The organism is Streptomyces sp. RLA012 (assembly GCF_056270325.1).
Window position 1 is genome coordinate 7,098,765 of the sequence record NZ_JBWDPA010000002.1, and the last position, 16,423, is coordinate 7,115,187.

Here is a 16,423-nt window from a genome sequence, read left to right on the forward strand (position 1 = left end):
ATGTCCGACACGACCGTGCGCCTCGCCGACGCCACCGACCGTCCCGTACTCGACCGTCTCTGGCCGCTGTTCCAGCACGATCTGTCCGGGTTCAGGGGAGTGTTGCCCCACCCGGACGGGTCGTTCCGGAGCGAGCGGCTGGAGGCGGCGTTCACGGATGCCGACCGGGCGCCGTATCTGGTGACGAGCGGGGAGCACCCTGTCGGGTTCGCCTTCGTGCGTGGTCTGGACGGTCCGACACGCGTGCTCAGCAGCTTCTTCGTGGTGCGCGGGGCGCGCCGGTCGGGCATCGGGCTGCGGGCCGTCCGTGAGGTCGTCACCCGGCACCCGGGGCCGTGGGAGGTCGCCTTTCAGGACGACAACCCGGGCGCCGTGTGCTTCTGGCGCCGCGTCGCCGCCGAGATCGCGGGTGACGCGTGGACGGAGGAGCGCAGGCCGGTACCGGGTCGGCCGGATCTGCCGCCCGACGTGTGGATCTCGTTCTGACGCGGCTGCGGTGGGCGCACAAGGTAGCAAAGCCCGGGCGAAAGGGAAGGCGAAAGGGAAGGCGAAAGGGAAGGCGAAAGGGGCTGGTGACCATGGTCACCAGCCCCCTCACGCCGACTACGCCCTACAAATACAAGCCGGTGGAGTCCTCGGAGCCCTCGAAGCGGTCCGCGGCCACCGCGTGCAGATCGCGCTCCCGCATCAGCACGTAGGCGGTGCCCCGCACCTCCACCTCGGCCCGGTCCTCCGGGTCGTACAGCACCCGGTCGCCCGGTTCCACCGTCCGTACGTTCTGCCCGACCGCGACGACCTCGGCCCAGGCGAGGCGCCGGCCGACGGCCGCCGTCGCGGGGATCAGGATGCCGCCGCCGGAACGCCGCTCGCCCTCGGCGGCGTCCTGCCGCACCAGCACGCGGTCGTGCAGCATCCGGATGGGCAACTTGTCGTGATGGGGGCTCTGCTTGTCCCGATTGGCGCTCACGTCCCGAACCTACCTGCCTTTGAGCCGTCCGTACGCAGCCGGGTCAGCGCTTGCGGCGCCGCGAGCCCACGAAGAGCAGCCCCGCGACCCCGACGGCGACGAGCGCCACGGGCACGATGCGCTCAAGCCGTGGCGCGCCCTCCTCGGTGACGAGCTGCCCCTTCACATCGCCGACGACACGGTGGACGCCGACGTAGGCACGACCGAGCGTGTGGTCGATCTGGGAGGCGACCTTGGCCTTGGCGTCCCCGATGATCGTCTTCGGGTGCACGCGCACGCCGATCTCGTCGAGCGTCTCGGCGAGTGTTTCGCGGCGGTGCTTGATGTCCGCCTCGATCTGCGCCGGAGTCCTGGTATCCGACGTTCTCGACGTATCCGACACCGCGCTGCCTCCGTGGTCGTGTTCTGACTCGTGCTTTCGACAGTCTGTCAGCTCGGGTCGCGACGCACCCCTCGGCACCCCCATTACGCTCGTTGCGTAGTACCGCGGTCCCCGTAGTACCGCAGTTCCCGTTTCCCCGATCATTCCCCGGCCACGTGAGGTACCGATGAGCGAGCGACTCCAGCCCGGCGACACCGCCCCCGCCTTCACCCTGCCCGATGCCGACGGCAACGAGGTCTCCCTCGCCGATCACAAGGGCCGCAAGGTCATCGTCTACTTCTACCCGGCCGCGCTGACCCCGGGCTGTACCAAGCAGGCCTGCGATTTCACGGACAACCTCGATCTGCTGGCGGGCGCCGGCTACGACGTCATCGGCGTCTCCCCGGACAAGCCCGAGAAGCTCGCCAAGTTCCGTGAGAAGGAGTCCTTGAAGGTCACCCTCGTCGGCGACCCCGACAAGACCGTCCTGGAGGCGTACGGCGCCTTCGGCGAGAAGAAGCTGTACGGCAAGACGGTCGTCGGCGTCATCCGCTCCACGGTGGTCGTGGACGAGGACGGCAAGGTCGAGCGGGCGCTGTACAACGTGAAGGCGACCGGCCATGTGGCGAAGATCATCAAGGATCTGGGGATCTGAGTCTTCCTGGGGGTTCCGGGACGTTTCTGGGTGTTCCATGGCGCGGAACGGCCCGCACCGGTTCGATGTGATCCGGTGCGGGCCGTTTCCGTGTCCCCAGGGGTCACTGTTTTCGTGACGTGAGCCCGCTCAGCGGTCCTGCCCCCGCGGTCGTTCCCGTCGTGCCGCCGTCCGTGGTGCCGTCCGTCGTGGTGCCCGCGTCCGTCGTGCCACCGGTGCCGGTGGTGGTGCCCGCGTCGGTCGTGCCGCCCGTGGTGGTGCCCGCGTCCGTGGTCCCGCCGGTGGTCGTCCCGTCGGTGGTGCCGCCCGTCGTGGTGGTGCCGTCGGTGGTCTGCCCGTCGGTCTGGCCCTGCGTCTGGCCCTCGGTCTGGTCCGCGGGCGGACTCTGCGCGCTCTCGCCGCCGGTGCTCTGGTCCCCGTCGTCCTGGCCGACGGTGCCGGGGAACTCATCGGTGGGCTGGGTGCTCGGCAGCTGCTGTTCCTCCGCGCCCGGCTGGAGCTGGAGGTCGAAGTCCTTCGCGCCGGAGTTCTTGAGCGCGGACTTCGTGTACTGGGCCCAGATCTGCGCCGGGTAGCCGCCGCCGTTGATGCGGGCCTGGCCGAGGGCGCCGTAGAGGGACTTGTGGGCGCCGGTGTCGGGGTCCTGGCCCATGACGGAGACGACGGTGGCGAGGTCGGGGGTGTAGCCCGCGAACCAGGCGGCCTGGTCCTCCTCCGCCGTGCCGGTCTTGCCCGCGGCGGGCCGGTCGGCGGCCAGCGCGGCGGTTCCGGTGCCGCCCTCGACGACGCTCCGCAGGATGGCGGTGGTCGTGTCGGCGGCCTCCCGGCTCACCACCTGCTTGGCGGTCTGCTTGGGCAGGCTCAGGTCCGACATGCCGTCCTTGGTGAGCTCCTCGACGAGCGTGTACGTGCCGTGCTTGCCGTGGTTGGCGAGCGTCGCGTACGCCTCCGCCATGTCGAGGACGCTGGCCGTGGACGGGCCGAGCGCGATGGACGGGGTGGCGGTCAGGTCGGGGGTGCTGGAGGGGATGCCGAGGTCGACGGCGGTCTGCTTGACCTTGCCGGGGCCGACGTCGACGGCCATCTGCGCGTACACGGCGTTCACCGACTTGTCGGTGGCGGTGCGGACCGTGATGGGCCCGTACGAGACGTTGTCCTCGTTCTCGGGCGCGTACGAGCCGCCGTTCCAGCCCTGCACGGGGCGCCTGTCGGTGCCGTCGTAGACGGTGTTCGGGGTGATCGTGCGGCCGTCCTGGGTCTGCGAGTCGTTCTCCACGGCCGAGGTGAACACGAGCGGCTTGAAGGTGGAGCCGACCTGGTAGTCACGGCGCGTCGCGTTGTTGACGTACTGCTTGGTGTAGTCGATGCCGCCGTACATCGCGACGACCTTGCCGGTGGCCGGGTCGATGGAGACGCCGCCGGCCCGGACGTACCGGTCGACCTTGCGGTTCTTCTTGTCGAGGTTCGACATCACCTGGTCGTTGACGGCCTTCACGAAGGCGTCCTGCCTGGACTTCTGCAGGGTGGTCGTGATGCGGTAGCCGCCGGTGATCAGGGTGTCCTCGTCGATGATTTTGTTCGAGACGAGGTAGTCCTTGACCGCCTGCACCAGGTAACCGCGCTGGCCCGACATGCCGGCCGCGACGACCTCCTGCTTGGGCTGCGGGAACGTGACCTTGTTCCGGGCCGCCTGGGTCAGCCACTTCTTCTTGACCATGCCGTCGAGGACGTAGCCCCAGCGGGCCTCGGCGGCCGCCTTGTTCTCGGGGTGCGCGACGACGTCGTACTCGCTCGGCGCGTTCAGGAGCGCGGCGAGGTAGGCGCCCTGGCCGACCGTCAGGTCCTGGGCGTCGACGCCGTAGTACGCCTGCGCGGCGGCCTGGATGCCGTAGGCGTTGCGCCCGAAGTAGCTGGTGTTGAGGTAGCCCTCAAGGATGTCGTCCTTGCTCTTCTGGCGGTCGAGCTTGATGGAGATGAAGAACTCCTTCACCTTCCGTGTGGCGGTCTGCTCCTGGCCCAGGTAGTAGTTCTTCACGTACTGCTGGGTGATGGTGGAGCCGGACTGCCTGCCCTTGCCGGTGGCCGTGTTCCAGCCGGCGCGGATCATCGCCTTCGGGTCGACGGCGGACTCGGTGTAGAAGTCCCGGTCCTCGGCGGCGAGTGCGGCGTGCTGGGCGTCCTTGGAGATCTGGGTGAGCGTCACGTTCTCGCGGTTGACCTCGCCGTCGCGGGCGAGCTGGCTGCCGTCCGCGTACAGGTAGACGTTGCTCTGCTTGGTCGCGGCGGCGTTCGCGGACGGGATCTTGACCATGTAGTAGCCGAGGGCGAAGAGGCTGATCAGGAGCAGGAGCGCGCCGACGAACGTGCCGAGCACCATCCGCCAGGTCGGAATGAGCCGCCCCCAGCCGGTCCGCTTCCGCCGGGGCTTCTTACCGGGCTTGCCCGCATCGGCCACGTCGACCGCAGCGGCCACGTCGACCGCAGCGGCCACGTCGGTCGTATCGACCGCATCGACCACACCGACTGTGCCGACCACACCGACTGTGCCGACCGCACCGACCTGACCGCTCGGGTCGCTCGGCTTGCCCGGACCGCTCGGGCCGTTCGGCTTACCCGTCTGGCCCGTCTTGCCCGCCTTGCCGGGCGTGACCGGCTCGCTCGGTGCTGCCTGAGGAACCGGCTCCGGTTCCGGTTCTCTCGGTGCCCAGCCCTGGCTGCTCTGCTGCGGCTGCGGCTTGTCGCTCATTTGTTCCCGGACTCCTGTTTCGCATCGTACGTTCCCGTACGCCCTCGTACGCCTTGTGCGCCCCCTCTTGAAGACTGTCGCACCAAGCGTTCCGTTCCCGGTTCCCGGCGCGCGTCCTGCCCGAAAATGCCTGGCAGCCGATGCCTTGAGGGGGCTAGGCTCCTGCGCTTCGGCCCAAACAGCCCTCTGGGCGCAAGGAGGACTTCCTCGTGGGGACAGGGCGGTTGTACACGGCCGTCGCGGTGGGTGCGTTCCGGCGTTACGCCACCTATCGGACGGCGACCGCGGCCGGTGTCTTCACCAACACCGTCTTCGGGCTGATCCTGGCATACGTCTTCATCGCCCTGTGGGACGAGAAACCGCACCTCGGCGGGTATGACCAGGCCCAGGCACTCACCTATGTGTGGCTCTCCCAGGCGCTGCTCATGGTGATGGCCACGATGGGTGGAGGCTTCGAGGACGAGTTGATCGAGCGCATCCGTACGGGTGACATCGCTATCGACCTGTACCGTCCCGTCGACCTCCAGTTGTGGTGGCTGGCCCAGGACGCGGGCCGGGCGCTCTTCCATCTGCTGGGGCGTGGAGTGGTCCCGCTGGTGTTCGGTGCGCTCTGCTTCGAACTGGCGTTGCCCGCCCGCCCGCTGACCTGGATCGCGTTCCTGGTCGCGGTCGTGCTGGGGGTGGTCGTCAGCTACTCGATCCGCTATCTGGTGGCGTTGTCCGCGTTCTGGCTCCTCGACGGGGCGGGCGCGGCGCAGATGTCCATGATCGCGGGTGTCTTCTGCTCGGGGATGATGCTGCCGCTGAACGTCTTCCCGGGCGTGCTGGGCGAGGTCGTACGCGCCCTGCCCTGGTCGTCCCTGGTCCAGGCACCCGTGGACGTCCTGCTGGGCACGGCGGATCCGCTGGGCACGTACGCCTTCCAGGGGGCCTGGGCGCTGGGGCTGCTGGCGCTCGGGCGGCTGATCCAGTCGGTGGCGACACGCAGGGTGGTGGTGCAGGGTGGCTAGCCCGGTGGACGAACGGCCGACGCACGGTTCAGAGGTGTTACAGGAGCTGGAGGCAGGGGCGTACGCCCGCGTACGCGACGGAGTGCGCGCCTATCGCATGATCGCCGCCATGTGGATCCGCTCCACGATGGCCTATCGCGCCTCCTTCGCGCTGACCACCTTCGGCAACTTCGCGGCGACCGCCCTCGACTTCGTCGCGATCCTGCTGATGTTCTCGCAGGTCGATCGGCTCGGCGGCTACAGCCTGCCCGAGGTCGCCTTCCTGTACGGCGCCTCGGCCACCGCCTTCGGGCTCACGGACCTCGTGCTCGGTTCGATGGACCGGCTCGGGCGCCGGGTGCGCGACGGCACACTCGACACGCTTCTCGTGCGCCCCGTGCCCGTGCTCGCCCAGGTCGCCGCGGACCGCTTCGCACTGCGCCGGCTCGGCCGGATCACCCAGGGGCTGCTGGTCCTCGGGTACGCCGTCGCCGTGCTCGACATCGACTGGACACCGCTGCGGCTGCTCATGCTTCCGTTGATGCTGCTGAGCGGCGGCGCGATCTTCTCGGCCGTGTTCGTGGCGGGCGCGGCGTTCCAGTTCGTCGCGCAGGACGCCTCCGAGGTGCAGAACTCCTTCACGTACGGCGGCAGCACGCTCCTGCAGTACCCGCCGACCGTCTTCGCCAAGGACCTGGTGCGCGGGGTGACCTTCGTCCTCCCGCTGGCCTTCGTGAACTGGCTGCCGGCGCTGTACGTGCTGGGGCGGCCCTATCCGCTCGACCTGCCGACCTGGGTCGCCTTCACCCCGCCCCTGGTCGCGGCGGGCTGCTGCGCGCTGGCGGGGGTCGCCTGGCGGGCGGGGCTTCGTTCGTATCGCAGCACGGGGAGCTGAGCCGACGTGGAAGGCACGGAAGTGGAACGCACTGAAGTGGAACGCACGGAAGCGGAAGGCGCAGAGGTGGAAGGCGCAGAGGTGGAAGGCACGGGAACCGGCGTGGAGAGAGGCCTGGCGATGGATTCGGTGAGTCCGGTGAGTCCGGTGAGTCCGGTGAGTCCGGTGGGTCCGGTGGATCCGGTGGATCCGGTGGACGGGTTCATCGAACTCGACCGTGTCGAGAAGGTCTTCGACGTACGCAAGAAGACCGGCTTCCTGCGCAGCGAGCGGCGCCAGGTACGGGCCGTGGACTCCCTCTCCTTCAGGGTGTCGCGCGGTGAGATGGTCGGCTACATCGGACCGAACGGCGCGGGCAAGTCGACCACCATCAAGATGCTGACCGGCATCCTCACCCCGAGCGGCGGCCGGCTGCGGGTCGCGGGCATCGATCCGTCCCGCGAACGGACCCGGCTCGCGCAGCGCATCGGGGTCGTCTTCGGGCAGCGTACGACCCTGTGGTGGGACCTCCCGCTGATCGACTCCTATCGGCTGATGCACCGCATGTACCGGATTCCTGACGCCCGTTACCGCGAGAACCTCGACCGCTGTGTCGAACTCCTCGACCTGGGTGCCCTGCTGGACGTCCCGGTGCGGCAACTCTCCCTGGGGCAGCGGATGCGCGGTGACATCGCGGCGGCGCTGCTGCACGACCCCGAGGTCCTCTACCTCGACGAGCCGACGATCGGCCTGGACGTGATCAGCAAGGCCAGGGTCCGGGAGTTCCTGCGGGACCTGAACGCCGAACGCGGCACCACCGTCCTGCTCACCACGCACGACCTCACCGACATCGAGCAACTGTGCCGACGGGTGATGGTCATCGATCACGGGCGGCTGATGTACGACGGTCCGCTGACCGGGCTGCACGAGGCGGGGGAGAGCGAGCGGACCCTGGTGGTCGACCTGGAGCGGGAGCTGCCGCCCATCGAGGTGGAGTCGGCGCGGGTGGTGAAGGTGGAGGGGCCCCGGCAGTGGCTGGCCTTTCCCGCGGCGGCGTCGGCGGCGCCCCTGGTGGCGCGGATCGCGGCCGAATACCCCCTGGTGGACCTCTCGGTGCGGGAGCCGGACATCGAGGCGGTCATCAGCCGCATGTACGAGGAGAAGGCTCTCTCGTAGGCTGAGTCCCATGACCGAGGCTGAGTTTTCCGGGGGAAGCGACGATCAGCGGCTGACGCCGCGGGCCCCCGGCCCCACCGATCCGGAGCTCCGAGCCTCCGACGCCGACCGTGAGCGAGTCGCCGAACAGTTGCGGGACGCCCTCGCGGAGGGCCGCCTCGACATGGAGGAGTTCGAGGAGCGGCTGGAGGCGACGTTCAAGGCGCGTACGTACAAGGAGCTGGCGCCGATCACCCGCGATCTGCCGGGGGCGGAGGCCGTGGCTCCGATCTCCATGGTCAAGCAGCCCGTGGAGAGCGGGGCTTGGGCGGGGCGGATCGTCGGCGGCGAGGGCTCGTCCTCGTGGGGTGTGGCGATCCTGTCGGGCTTCGAACGCAAGGGCCGCTGGACCGTGCCGCGGCGCTTCAACTCCTTCTCCTTCATGGGCGGCGGCGAGATCGACCTGCGCGAGGCGAACTTCGCGGACCGTGAGGTCGTGGTCAACTGCGTCGCGATCATGGGCGGCATGAATGTCGTCGTACCGCCCGGCGTCGAGGTCGTCGTCCGCGGTATCGGCATCATGGGCGGTTTCGACCACCGCGAGGAGGGGCGTCCCGGGGACCCCGGTGCCCCGCGTGTGATCGTCACGGGCTTCGCCTTCTGGGGCGGCGTCGGTGTGGAGCGCAAGCTGACCCGGGCCGAGCGGCTGCGCCTGAAGGAGGAGCGCCGGCAGGAGAAGTTGGAGCGCAAGGCGGCCCGCAAGGGGCTGGAGGGGGCGCGCGGCGACGGCCGCGAGGGGCTGGGGGACATGTTCGATGCCCTGGACGAGGCCCACGACCTGATGCGCGAACGCCACGAGCAGCGCAGGGAGCGCCAGGAGGAGCGCCGCGAGCGCCACCGGGAGCGCCGGGAGGAGCGTCACCGGCGAAGGCACGGCGACTACTAGCCGAGACAAGCCACGACGGCCCCGCCCCCGACCGACGACCGCCAACCGACGACCGCCAACCGACGACCGCCAACCGACGACCGCCAACCGACGACCGTCAAACGGCGATCGCCGACCGTCAAACGACGACTACAGAGCCGCCCGCGCCGCGCCCTTCAGATCCCCCAGGTCGAACACCTCCGCCATCTGCCGGTACCCCTTGTCGCTGGGGTGCAGATGGTCCCCCGAGTCGTAGTCCGACCGCAGTCGGCGCGGATCGTACGGGTCCCGCAACTCCTTGTCGAAGTCGACGACCGCGTCGAACACCTTCCCCGCCCGGATCTCCGCGTTGATGGCCTGCCGGACCGCCTCGCGCCCGTTCGTGTAGCCGCGGATCCCCCCGAAGGGCATCAGGGTCGTCCCGACCACCCGCAGCCCACGCGCGTGCGCCCGTCGCACCAGCTCCCGCAGGCCGTCGGTGACGGTCCGCGGATCGACGACCTGCGGCTCGCGCAGGATGTCGTTGACGCCGAGGTCGATGACGACGGCCTTCACGTTCGTACGGCCGAGTACGTCACGGTCGAAGCGCTTCAGACCGCTCGGGCCGATGCCGTCGATCAGTACGCGGTTGCCGCTGATTCCCTCGTTGACGACGCTGTAGCGGGGCGCGTCGCCGGATCCGGCCGCCGCGCGCAGCCGGTCCGCGAGGACGTCCGTCCAGCGGCGGTCGGCGCCGATCGTGGATGTGATGCCGTCGGTGATCGAGTCGCCGAGGACGGCGACGGTGCCGGCCGACTCGTCGCTCAGTACGTCCAGGGCGGTCAGATAGCGCCAGTGCTGGGTCTGCGCCGTGTAGGGGGTGCCGGTCACGTCCTCGGTGAGGTCGCCCGTGGCGGCGTAGGAGATCTGCCGCGCGAACTGGTGGTAGGTGACCGGACCGGACGGGGTCGGGGAGTACGTGGTCACCAGGAGGTCGGAGTCGTCGGGGATGCGGACGGACGCGGCGTCGCTCGTCACCTGCCACCCGGCCGGGACGGTCACCGTGGTGCTGCCGCCGAAGGTGAGGCGGCGCATGGTGCCGGCGGCCGCCGCCGCGTCGTTGTCGCTCTCGGCGACGGCGATCGAGGCGTGCGTGATGGTCAGCGGCTTGCGTCCGTAGAGGTTGGACAGGGTGATGCGGGCCCTGGTGCCGCCGACGTCCGCGTGCACGACGTTGCGCACGGAGCGGCCCGCCATGCCGTTCGTCCCGGTGCCGGGCTCGCCTCCGGAGGGGGCGGCCGACCAGGCGCCGACCCAGGTGCCGGTGGTGGCGGGGGCGGCCGAGCTCCGTGAGGGGTGGTCGGCGAGGGCGTTACGGGTGCCGTCGTCGGCGGCGACACCCACGTATATGGCTCCGGAAATGGCTACGACGACGGCGATGATCGCGGCCAGCAGGGCATAACCGTGGCGCTTGGTCATGCGGTGCGCGTCTCCTCGGGAGAGGGGAGCCCGGGGCTCCGAAGTGATGATCACATGATGTGGCATGGGGTGGGGTAGGGGGAACGCCGGGCCCCTCTCGGGGCGACCCCGAGATGCCCCCGAGACACCCCCGAGGTGTCCCGGAATTCCCCCGGGTTTCCCCCGCCCGTACATACGTGGGGAACTCCTGTTCCGTTCCAGGAGTCGGCCAGGAAGGGACAATATGTACGGGGCCCTCGACCGGGCTCGGCGAACGGGTGGAGTGAATGGAACCGACAGAACCGACGGAACCGACGGAACCGACGGAACTAACAGAACCAACAGAACCAACAGAACCAACAGAACCAACAGAATCAACAGAATTGGAACAAGCGGGCGCCGTAGGGCAGCATGCCCGGCCGGGCGCCCCCACGAACCGCGCGCCGACCGCCGTCGCTCCGGCCGACCGTGCGCCGACCGCCGTGGCCTCCTCCGGCCGCGCGCCGGCCGCCCCCGGTCGCGACGGTCACCGTGCGTCGGCCGCCCCCGTCCCGCCGAACCGCGCCATGACCTCGTTCAGCCCCGCCGACGAGGAGAAACGCCGCGGTGTCCGCCGTATGAAGGCGATGGCGACCGGACTGCTGCTCTTCGTCGCCCTCGTGTACGTCCTGGCCAAGTGGGCGTCCCACGCGGGCGCGGGCCCCTGGGCCGACTATGTCGCCGCGGCGGCCGAGGCCGGCATGGTCGGCGCGCTTGCCGACTGGTTCGCGGTCACGGCCCTCTTCCGCCACCCGCTCGGCCTGCCCATCCCGCACACCGCGATCATCCCCACCAAGAAGGACCAGCTGGGTGTGTCGCTGGGCGAGTTCGTGGGGGAGAACTTCCTCTCCTCCGACGTCGTACGACAGCGGCTGCGGGCCGTGGGCATCGGCAGCCGGCTCGGCGCCTGGCTCGCCGAACCGGAGCACGCCGACCGGGTGACCGCCGAGCTCGCCACCGCGCTCAGAGGGGCCCTGACCGTGCTGCGCGACTCCGACGTGCAGGCGGTGGTCGGCGAGGCGATCACGCGCCGCGCCGACGCCCAGGAGATCGCGCCCGGCATAGGGAAGATGCTGGAGAAGATCGTCGCGGACGGCGGCCACAAGCGGGTTGTGGACCTGATCTGCATCCGCGCCCACGACTGGCTGGTGTTCCACGACGAGCAGGTCATGGACGCGGTCCAGGGCGGCGCGCCCGGCTGGACCCCGCGCTTCGTCGACAAGAAGGTCGGCGAGCGGGTCTACAAGGAGCTGCTCCGCTTCGTCACCGAGATGCGCGACGCCCCCTCCCACCCGGCCCGCGGTGCCCTCGACCGCTTCCTCACCGACTTCGCCGCCGACCTCCAGTCCGACGCCGACACCCGCGCGCGCGTGGAGCGCCTCAAGGGCGAGGTGCTCGGCCGCGGCGAGGTCCAGGACCTGATCGCCTCCGCCTGGACGGCCGTACGCTCCATGATCGTGTCCGCCGCCGAGGACGAGCGCAGCGAGCTGCGGCTGCGCGTGCGGGCCTCCCTGCTCTCGCTGGGCGCCCGCATGGCCACCGATCCCAAGCTCCAGGCCAAGGTCGACGGGTGGGTCGAGGGCGCGGCGGTGTACGTCGTGACGACGTACCGGAAGGAGATCACCTCCCTCATCACCGACACGGTGGCCGGCTGGGACGCCGAGCACACGACCAAGAAGATCGAGGCCCACATCGGCCGCGATCTGCAGTTCATCCGGATCAACGGCACGGTGGTCGGGTCGTTGGCGGGGCTGCTGATCTATACGGTGTCGCGGGTGGTGGTGGCGTGAGCAGGTGAGCAACTGAGTAGGCGTACCTGAGTACGCATACTCTGTCGGCCCGCCGCCCGGGCGGGGACTCTCGTACACATGACCGAGAAGCTGTTAGGCCCTCTGCGAACGCGCCCCTGGCCGGAACGCTGGCTGACGCGCGTGCTCGGCGCCGCCCTCTCCGGTGCGGCGTACCTCCTCTGCGTTCCCTGGGATCTGCGCAACCGCCCCGGGACGACGGGGGAGCTCACCGAGACGTCCTCGGTGACCGTCCTCGGTGTCGTTCTCCTCGCCGTGGTCCTGCTGCTCCTGGCCGCCTATTTCGGCCGCCGGGACGCGATGGCCTGGCCCCTGCTGCTGGTGGCGGTGCCGCCGGCCGCGCTGATGTACCTCTCCTTCCACACCCATCCGGAGCCCCCGGACGCGGCGGTCTGGCCGCTGGCGTGGGCGTTCTTCACGCTGGTGGTCGCGGCGGGGGTGCTGATCGCGACGATGGTGGCGCGCCGGTTCAGGGCGGGACGGGGGACGGCGTCGGACTCGCCCGACGCGGTGGACGAGGAGCTGACGCTCGCGCAGTGGTGGTGAGCGCGGGAGCCGTGGAGGGCGGTGGTGGTGCTTGGGGTGGTGGTGCATGGGTGGCGGTGAATGAACGAGGAGCCGCCACGGCCGGTCCGGCGATGGCTCAGCGGACCGAGAAGTACCGCGAGCCCTTGAGTCTTTCCCAGTAAGCGCTCGTCGCTCGCTGTGATCGCGATGCTGGAGTTGCGGCCCGTGTGGTCCCCAAGTCCGGGCAGGCGTAAGGCCCCTGGTAGGAACGATCTTGCGAAGGAAAGATCCGACCGAGGGGCCTCACGTGTCGATCAGTGTCACATACACCGCCGTGCTCGATGTGAAGCGGTCCACCGCCGAGCACCTGGCCCGGCTGCTGCGCGATCACCGCATCGTGGCCGGGACCCGCAAGGGGCGGCGTGCGCTGGGCTGTTTCAAGCAGGCCGTGCTCGTGCTGCGCTGGTTCCTCGACGGCACCCGTCTTTCCCAACTCGCTTGCGACAACCGGGTGTCGGCCTCGACCGCATACCGCTACCTCCACGAGGGGCTGACCGTTCTGGCGGCCGGGGCACCGGACCTCGCGACCGCGTTGGAGCGTGCGAAGGCGGCCGGGCTGACGCATCTGAACCTCGACGGAACGGTCATCCGCACGGACCGCGTCGCCGCTCCCGGCCCCAACGGCGCGGACCTGTGGTGGTCCGGAAAACACAAGCACCATGGTGGGAACGTGCAGGTCATCTCCACCCCGGACGGCTGGCCGATCTGGGTCTCACCGGTTCGCCCGGGCAGGGAGCACGACACCACCTGCGCCCGCCACCACGGCCTGACCGACGCCCTCAACCGGATCGCCGCCGAGCTGGACATGCCGACCCTGGTCGACCTCGGCTACGAGAACGCCGGCGACGGGTTCCGCCACCCCGTCAAAAAGCCCGCCGGAGGCGAGCTGACCGAGGCCCAGCAGACCTACAACAAGGTCATCCGCGGCATCCACGGCGTCTGCGAGCGCGCCAACTCCCTGCTGAAGACGACCTTCAAGGCCCTGCGCAGAGTCAGCCTCGACCCCAGCCGCATCACGAAGATCGCCGCCGCAGCCCTCGTCCTGCTCCAGCTCGAGTACGACCGCACCATCTGAACGATCACACAACGTCATGATCCATTACTGGGAAAGGCTCCTTGTCGATGAAGTACGCGGCGTAGATACGCCCGAGGGCCGGCCTGCCCCGGTACATGCCCACGTACGGCCGGGCGCTGTCGACCACGACGGGCCGTGCCGTACAGGCGAACCGGACGCGCTGGCGCTCCTCCGCCCAGCGCACGGCGGCGGGATCGACGCGGCCGCTGACCAGGACGGGGAAGGCACCGACCCCGTTCTGCAGGCCGGCGGGCAGGCCGCCCTTGGTGTCCTTGGCGTACTTCATCACCTGTTCGGTGAAGCCCTCGACGACGGGCACGGTGATCTCCGGAACCGCCGCGGCCACGACGAACAGATGCAGCTTCGTCGCCATCCAGCGCAGCCGGAAGTCCGCCCGCCGCCCCACCAGCACGGGCACCCCGGCCCAGTCCTCCCACCGGATGGCGCACCCGTCGGCCGTCAGCCGGCCCTCCACCGTGGCGAGGTAGGCCGCCGGGGCCGATGGCGTCGACGGATCGTGTGGTCCGTACACCTGTCCATGCATGAGCCGGATCCTAGGGCTAGGCGCCCGTGGTGGACCCCGGTCGGACAATCATCAGGATCGTGACGGTGGCCCAGAGCAGGTTGAAGAGCCCGGTGACCATCGCGAGCCGGGCCGTGGCCCGCCGAGCCGTCCCGCCCGCACCGGTGTCGGTGTCGGTGTCGGTTTTGGTTTTGGTGTCCACGATGCCCTCCATGAGCGCGGCCTGCCGGGGCAGGACCAGCGCGCCGAGGACGACGGCGGCGAGGGCCGTCAGCGCGATCGAGACGATCAGCCAGGTGTCGCCGAGCACGCCCATGTTCTGGGCCGTGGCGAACCCGAACACGGGAACGACGACGCCGACCGTCGCGTACACCTGGCAGATGCGGTGCAGCACCTGGACGGTGGACAGGGCCCGGGCGTCCGTCGGCTCGGCGAGCGCCTTGCGCGCGCTGGGCGGGAACATGCTGGCGGCGACCGCGACGGGCCCGATCGCGACGATCGCGGCGAGCACATGCACGGCGAGAAGGAACTTGGTCACGGGCTGACGCTATGGGCGGTCCCGATCTGGCAGAAGTGGCACTTCTGCCAGTACTCAACAGATTCTCGCCACCCGACGGATTCTCGCCGCCCTCGCCACCTTCGCCGCCCGTACCGCTGTACGTACCTGGCCACGGGCGCCTGTACGCGACCAGGGGCGCTTGGCCACAATCCGCCGTATGCCTACGCTCTTGCCATGCACACCGTGGCCGTACTGGCGCTCGACCAGGTCATCCCGTTCGACCTCTCCGCCCCGATCGACACCTTCGGCCGGGCGCGGCTGCCGGACGGCCGTCAGCCCTACCGGATCCGGGTCTGCTCGGCCACGGCGGACGAGGAGGTGAACGCGGGCCCGTTCACGGTCCGCGCCCCCTACGGCCTGGAGGCGCTGGCCGAGGCCGACACGATCATCCTGCCCGGCGTCGCGGACCCGGCCGCCTCCCTTCCGCCGGGGGTGGCGGAGGCGCTGCGCGCGGCGGCCGCGAACGGCACCCGGATCGCCTCGATCTGCGTCGGCGCCTTCCTCTTCGCCGCCACCGGCCTGCTGGACGGGCTGCGCGCGACCACCCACTGGGTCGCGGCCCGGAACCTGGCGGCCAGGTATCCCGCCGTGACCGTCGACCCGAACGTCCTGTACGTCGACAACGGCCAGTTCCTCACCTCGGCGGGCGCGGCGGCCGCCCTCGACATGTGTCTGCACATGATCCGCAAGGACCACGGCTCGGCCGTCGCCGCGCACGCGGCCCGGCTGTCGGTCATGCCGCTCGAACGGGAGGGCGGCCAGGCCCAGTTCATCGTCCACGACCAGCCGCCGGTACCGGCCGGCACCACGATGGAGCCCCTCCTCGCCTGGCTGGAGGAGAGCACGGACCGCGACCTGACCCTGGAGGACATCGCCGCCCACGCCGGCATGAGCACCCGTACGCTCAACCGCCGCTTCCGCGAGCAGACGGGCACCACGCCGCTCCAGTGGCTGCACCGCGCACGGGTGCGCCGTGCCCAGTACCTCCTGGAGACGACGACGTACCCGGTCGAACGCGTCGCGGCGCAGGCGGGGTTCGGCTCACCGACGGCGTTCCGGGAGCGGTTCAAGCGCGTGGTGGGGACGAGCCCGTACGCGTACCGCCGCGCGTTTCAGACGACCGGCCCCTCGGCCTCGGCCCCGGTTCCGGCGTCGGTCCCGGCCCCGGCCTCGGCCTCGGTTCCGGCGTCGGTCCCGGTCCCGGTCCCGGTCCCGGGCTCGGAGTCAGTGTCCGCCGCCGCGGCCTCGTAGGCGCGCAGGGTGTCGACGACCAACTGCCGCTGATCGGGGGTCAGTGGTTCCAGCGCGCGGCGCCAGGCGGTGGCCCCGCGCGACAACCACGCGGAGATGGACGGCCGTTGGGCATCGGTGATGCTGACGATGCGCCGTCGCCGGTCGCTCGGATCCTCCCGCCGCTCCAGGATTCCCTTGCCGCTCAGCTCGCCGACCATGAGGCTGACGGTGGTCGGCGCGACTTCGAGGCGGGTGGCCAGGTCGTTGACGGTCAGGGGTCCGTCGAAGAGCAGATACGACAGCAGCGACAGGTGCCGCGGAGCGAGCGCCAGCGACCGCAGCTCCTCGGGCACCGGAATGCGCTTGGCCCGCCCGACCATGCGGGGCATGAGGAGCAGCAGTGCCCTGACGGCGTCGTCGACGCTCGTTGACATCGTCCATCCCTCTTATTAGCTTTGAGAGTAAAGATGCTTTGCCCTCAAAGGGAATTGTCGTCAGGCTACCAACCTG

The 16,423-nt window shown here is 70.1% G+C and carries 16 protein-coding genes and 1 pseudogene; 10 read left to right on the forward strand and 7 right to left on the reverse strand.

From position 1 onward, the window contains the following. A complete protein-coding gene (locus RV986_RS32625; RefSeq protein WP_475920811.1) occupies window positions 1-486 on the forward strand; it encodes a GNAT family N-acetyltransferase in 486 nt (161 codons plus the stop codon). Between the two features lie 124 nt (window positions 487-610). Here the strand turns inward: RV986_RS32625 and RV986_RS32630 are convergent, their stop codons facing one another. Both RV986_RS32630 and RV986_RS32635 read right to left on the reverse strand, forming a co-directional pair. After that, window positions 611-913, reverse strand: a complete 303-nt coding sequence (locus RV986_RS32630; RefSeq protein WP_052454563.1) for a GroES family chaperonin — start codon at window positions 911-913, stop codon at window positions 611-613. Window positions 914-1,010: 97 nt separating this feature from the next. Further along, a complete protein-coding gene (locus RV986_RS32635) occupies window positions 1,011-1,349 on the reverse strand; it encodes a DUF3618 domain-containing protein (RefSeq protein WP_475920812.1) in 339 nt (112 codons plus the stop codon). A gap of 166 nt (window positions 1,350-1,515) precedes the next feature. On the opposite strand from RV986_RS32635, the gene bcp reads away from it, so the two are divergent. Continuing rightward, window positions 1,516-1,983, forward strand: a complete 468-nt coding sequence (gene bcp, locus RV986_RS32640; RefSeq protein WP_475920813.1) for a thioredoxin-dependent thiol peroxidase — start codon at window positions 1,516-1,518, stop codon at window positions 1,981-1,983. Between the two features lie 103 nt (window positions 1,984-2,086). Here bcp and RV986_RS32645 read toward each other — a convergent pair whose 3' ends face one another. After that, window positions 2,087-4,729, reverse strand: a complete 2,643-nt coding sequence (locus RV986_RS32645; protein ID WP_475920814.1) for a transglycosylase domain-containing protein — start codon at window positions 4,727-4,729, stop codon at window positions 2,087-2,089. A 209-nt stretch (window positions 4,730-4,938) separates the two neighbouring features. Here RV986_RS32645 and RV986_RS32650 point away from each other — a divergent pair, with 209 nt between their 5' ends. The 4 genes from RV986_RS32650 (at window position 4,939) to RV986_RS32665 (ending at window position 8,693) form a co-directional block, all read left to right on the forward strand. Next, window positions 4,939-5,739: an ABC transporter permease gene (locus RV986_RS32650; protein ID WP_475920815.1), complete on the forward strand. Its 801-nt coding sequence runs from the start codon at window positions 4,939-4,941 to the stop codon at window positions 5,737-5,739. A 34-nt stretch (window positions 5,740-5,773) separates the two neighbouring features. Continuing rightward, window positions 5,774-6,613, forward strand: a complete 840-nt coding sequence (locus tag RV986_RS32655; RefSeq protein WP_475920816.1) for an ABC transporter permease — start codon at window positions 5,774-5,776, stop codon at window positions 6,611-6,613. Window positions 6,614-6,733: 120 nt separating this feature from the next. Beyond that, window positions 6,734-7,768, forward strand: a complete 1,035-nt coding sequence (locus RV986_RS32660; protein ID WP_475920817.1) for an ABC transporter ATP-binding protein — start codon at window positions 6,734-6,736, stop codon at window positions 7,766-7,768. A gap of 10 nt (window positions 7,769-7,778) precedes the next feature. Continuing rightward, window positions 7,779-8,693 carry a DUF1707 SHOCT-like domain-containing protein gene (locus RV986_RS32665; protein ID WP_475920818.1) on the forward strand — a complete coding sequence of 305 codons (915 nt, stop codon included), beginning with the start codon at window positions 7,779-7,781 and terminating at the stop codon, window positions 8,691-8,693. A gap of 129 nt (window positions 8,694-8,822) precedes the next feature. On the opposite strand, the gene RV986_RS32670 is transcribed toward RV986_RS32665, so the two are convergent. Beyond that, entirely contained in the window at window positions 8,823-10,130 is a 1,308-nt protein-coding gene (locus RV986_RS32670) for an SGNH/GDSL hydrolase family protein (RefSeq protein ID WP_475920819.1), read from the reverse strand. Window positions 10,131-10,396: 266 nt separating this feature from the next. Between RV986_RS32670 and RV986_RS32675 the strand changes: the two genes are divergently transcribed. The 3 genes from RV986_RS32675 to RV986_RS32685 all read left to right on the forward strand — a co-directional run bounded on the left by RV986_RS32675 (window position 10,397) and on the right by RV986_RS32685 (window position 13,598). After that, window positions 10,397-11,938 carry a DUF445 domain-containing protein gene (locus RV986_RS32675; protein ID WP_475920820.1) on the forward strand — a complete coding sequence of 514 codons (1,542 nt, stop codon included), beginning with the start codon at window positions 10,397-10,399 and terminating at the stop codon, window positions 11,936-11,938. 78 nt (window positions 11,939-12,016) lie between these two features. Beyond that, window positions 12,017-12,502 carry a hypothetical protein gene (locus RV986_RS32680; protein WP_475920821.1) on the forward strand — a complete coding sequence of 162 codons (486 nt, stop codon included), beginning with the start codon at window positions 12,017-12,019 and terminating at the stop codon, window positions 12,500-12,502. A 274-nt stretch (window positions 12,503-12,776) separates the two neighbouring features. After that, complete coding sequence (locus RV986_RS32685; RefSeq protein WP_475924183.1) at window positions 12,777-13,598, forward strand: HARBI1 family protein; 822 nt, start codon at window positions 12,777-12,779, stop codon at window positions 13,596-13,598. A gap of 4 nt (window positions 13,599-13,602) precedes the next feature. Here the strand turns inward: RV986_RS32685 and RV986_RS32690 are convergent, their stop codons facing one another. Both RV986_RS32690 and RV986_RS32695 read right to left on the reverse strand, forming a co-directional pair. Next, window positions 13,603-14,142 (reverse strand): levansucrase, encoded by a 540-nt coding sequence (locus RV986_RS32690; RefSeq protein ID WP_475920822.1) that lies wholly within the window; start codon window positions 14,140-14,142, stop codon window positions 13,603-13,605. Window positions 14,143-14,158: 16 nt separating this feature from the next. Continuing rightward, window positions 14,159-14,659 (reverse strand): DUF2269 family protein, encoded by a 501-nt coding sequence (locus tag RV986_RS32695; RefSeq protein ID WP_475920823.1) that lies wholly within the window; start codon window positions 14,657-14,659, stop codon window positions 14,159-14,161. Window positions 14,660-14,854: 195 nt separating this feature from the next. Between RV986_RS32695 and RV986_RS32700 the strand changes: the two genes are divergently transcribed. Further along, a complete protein-coding gene (locus RV986_RS32700) occupies window positions 14,855-15,931 on the forward strand; it encodes a GlxA family transcriptional regulator (RefSeq protein ID WP_475920824.1) in 1,077 nt (358 codons plus the stop codon). On the opposite strand, the pseudogene RV986_RS32705 reads toward RV986_RS32700, so the two are convergent. Then, a pseudogene (locus RV986_RS32705) lies at window positions 15,904-16,347 on the reverse strand (MarR family winged helix-turn-helix transcriptional regulator); the annotation flags it as partial. The gene RV986_RS32700 and the pseudogene RV986_RS32705 overlap by 28 nt on opposite strands. Window positions 16,348-16,423: the final 76 nt, after the last annotated feature.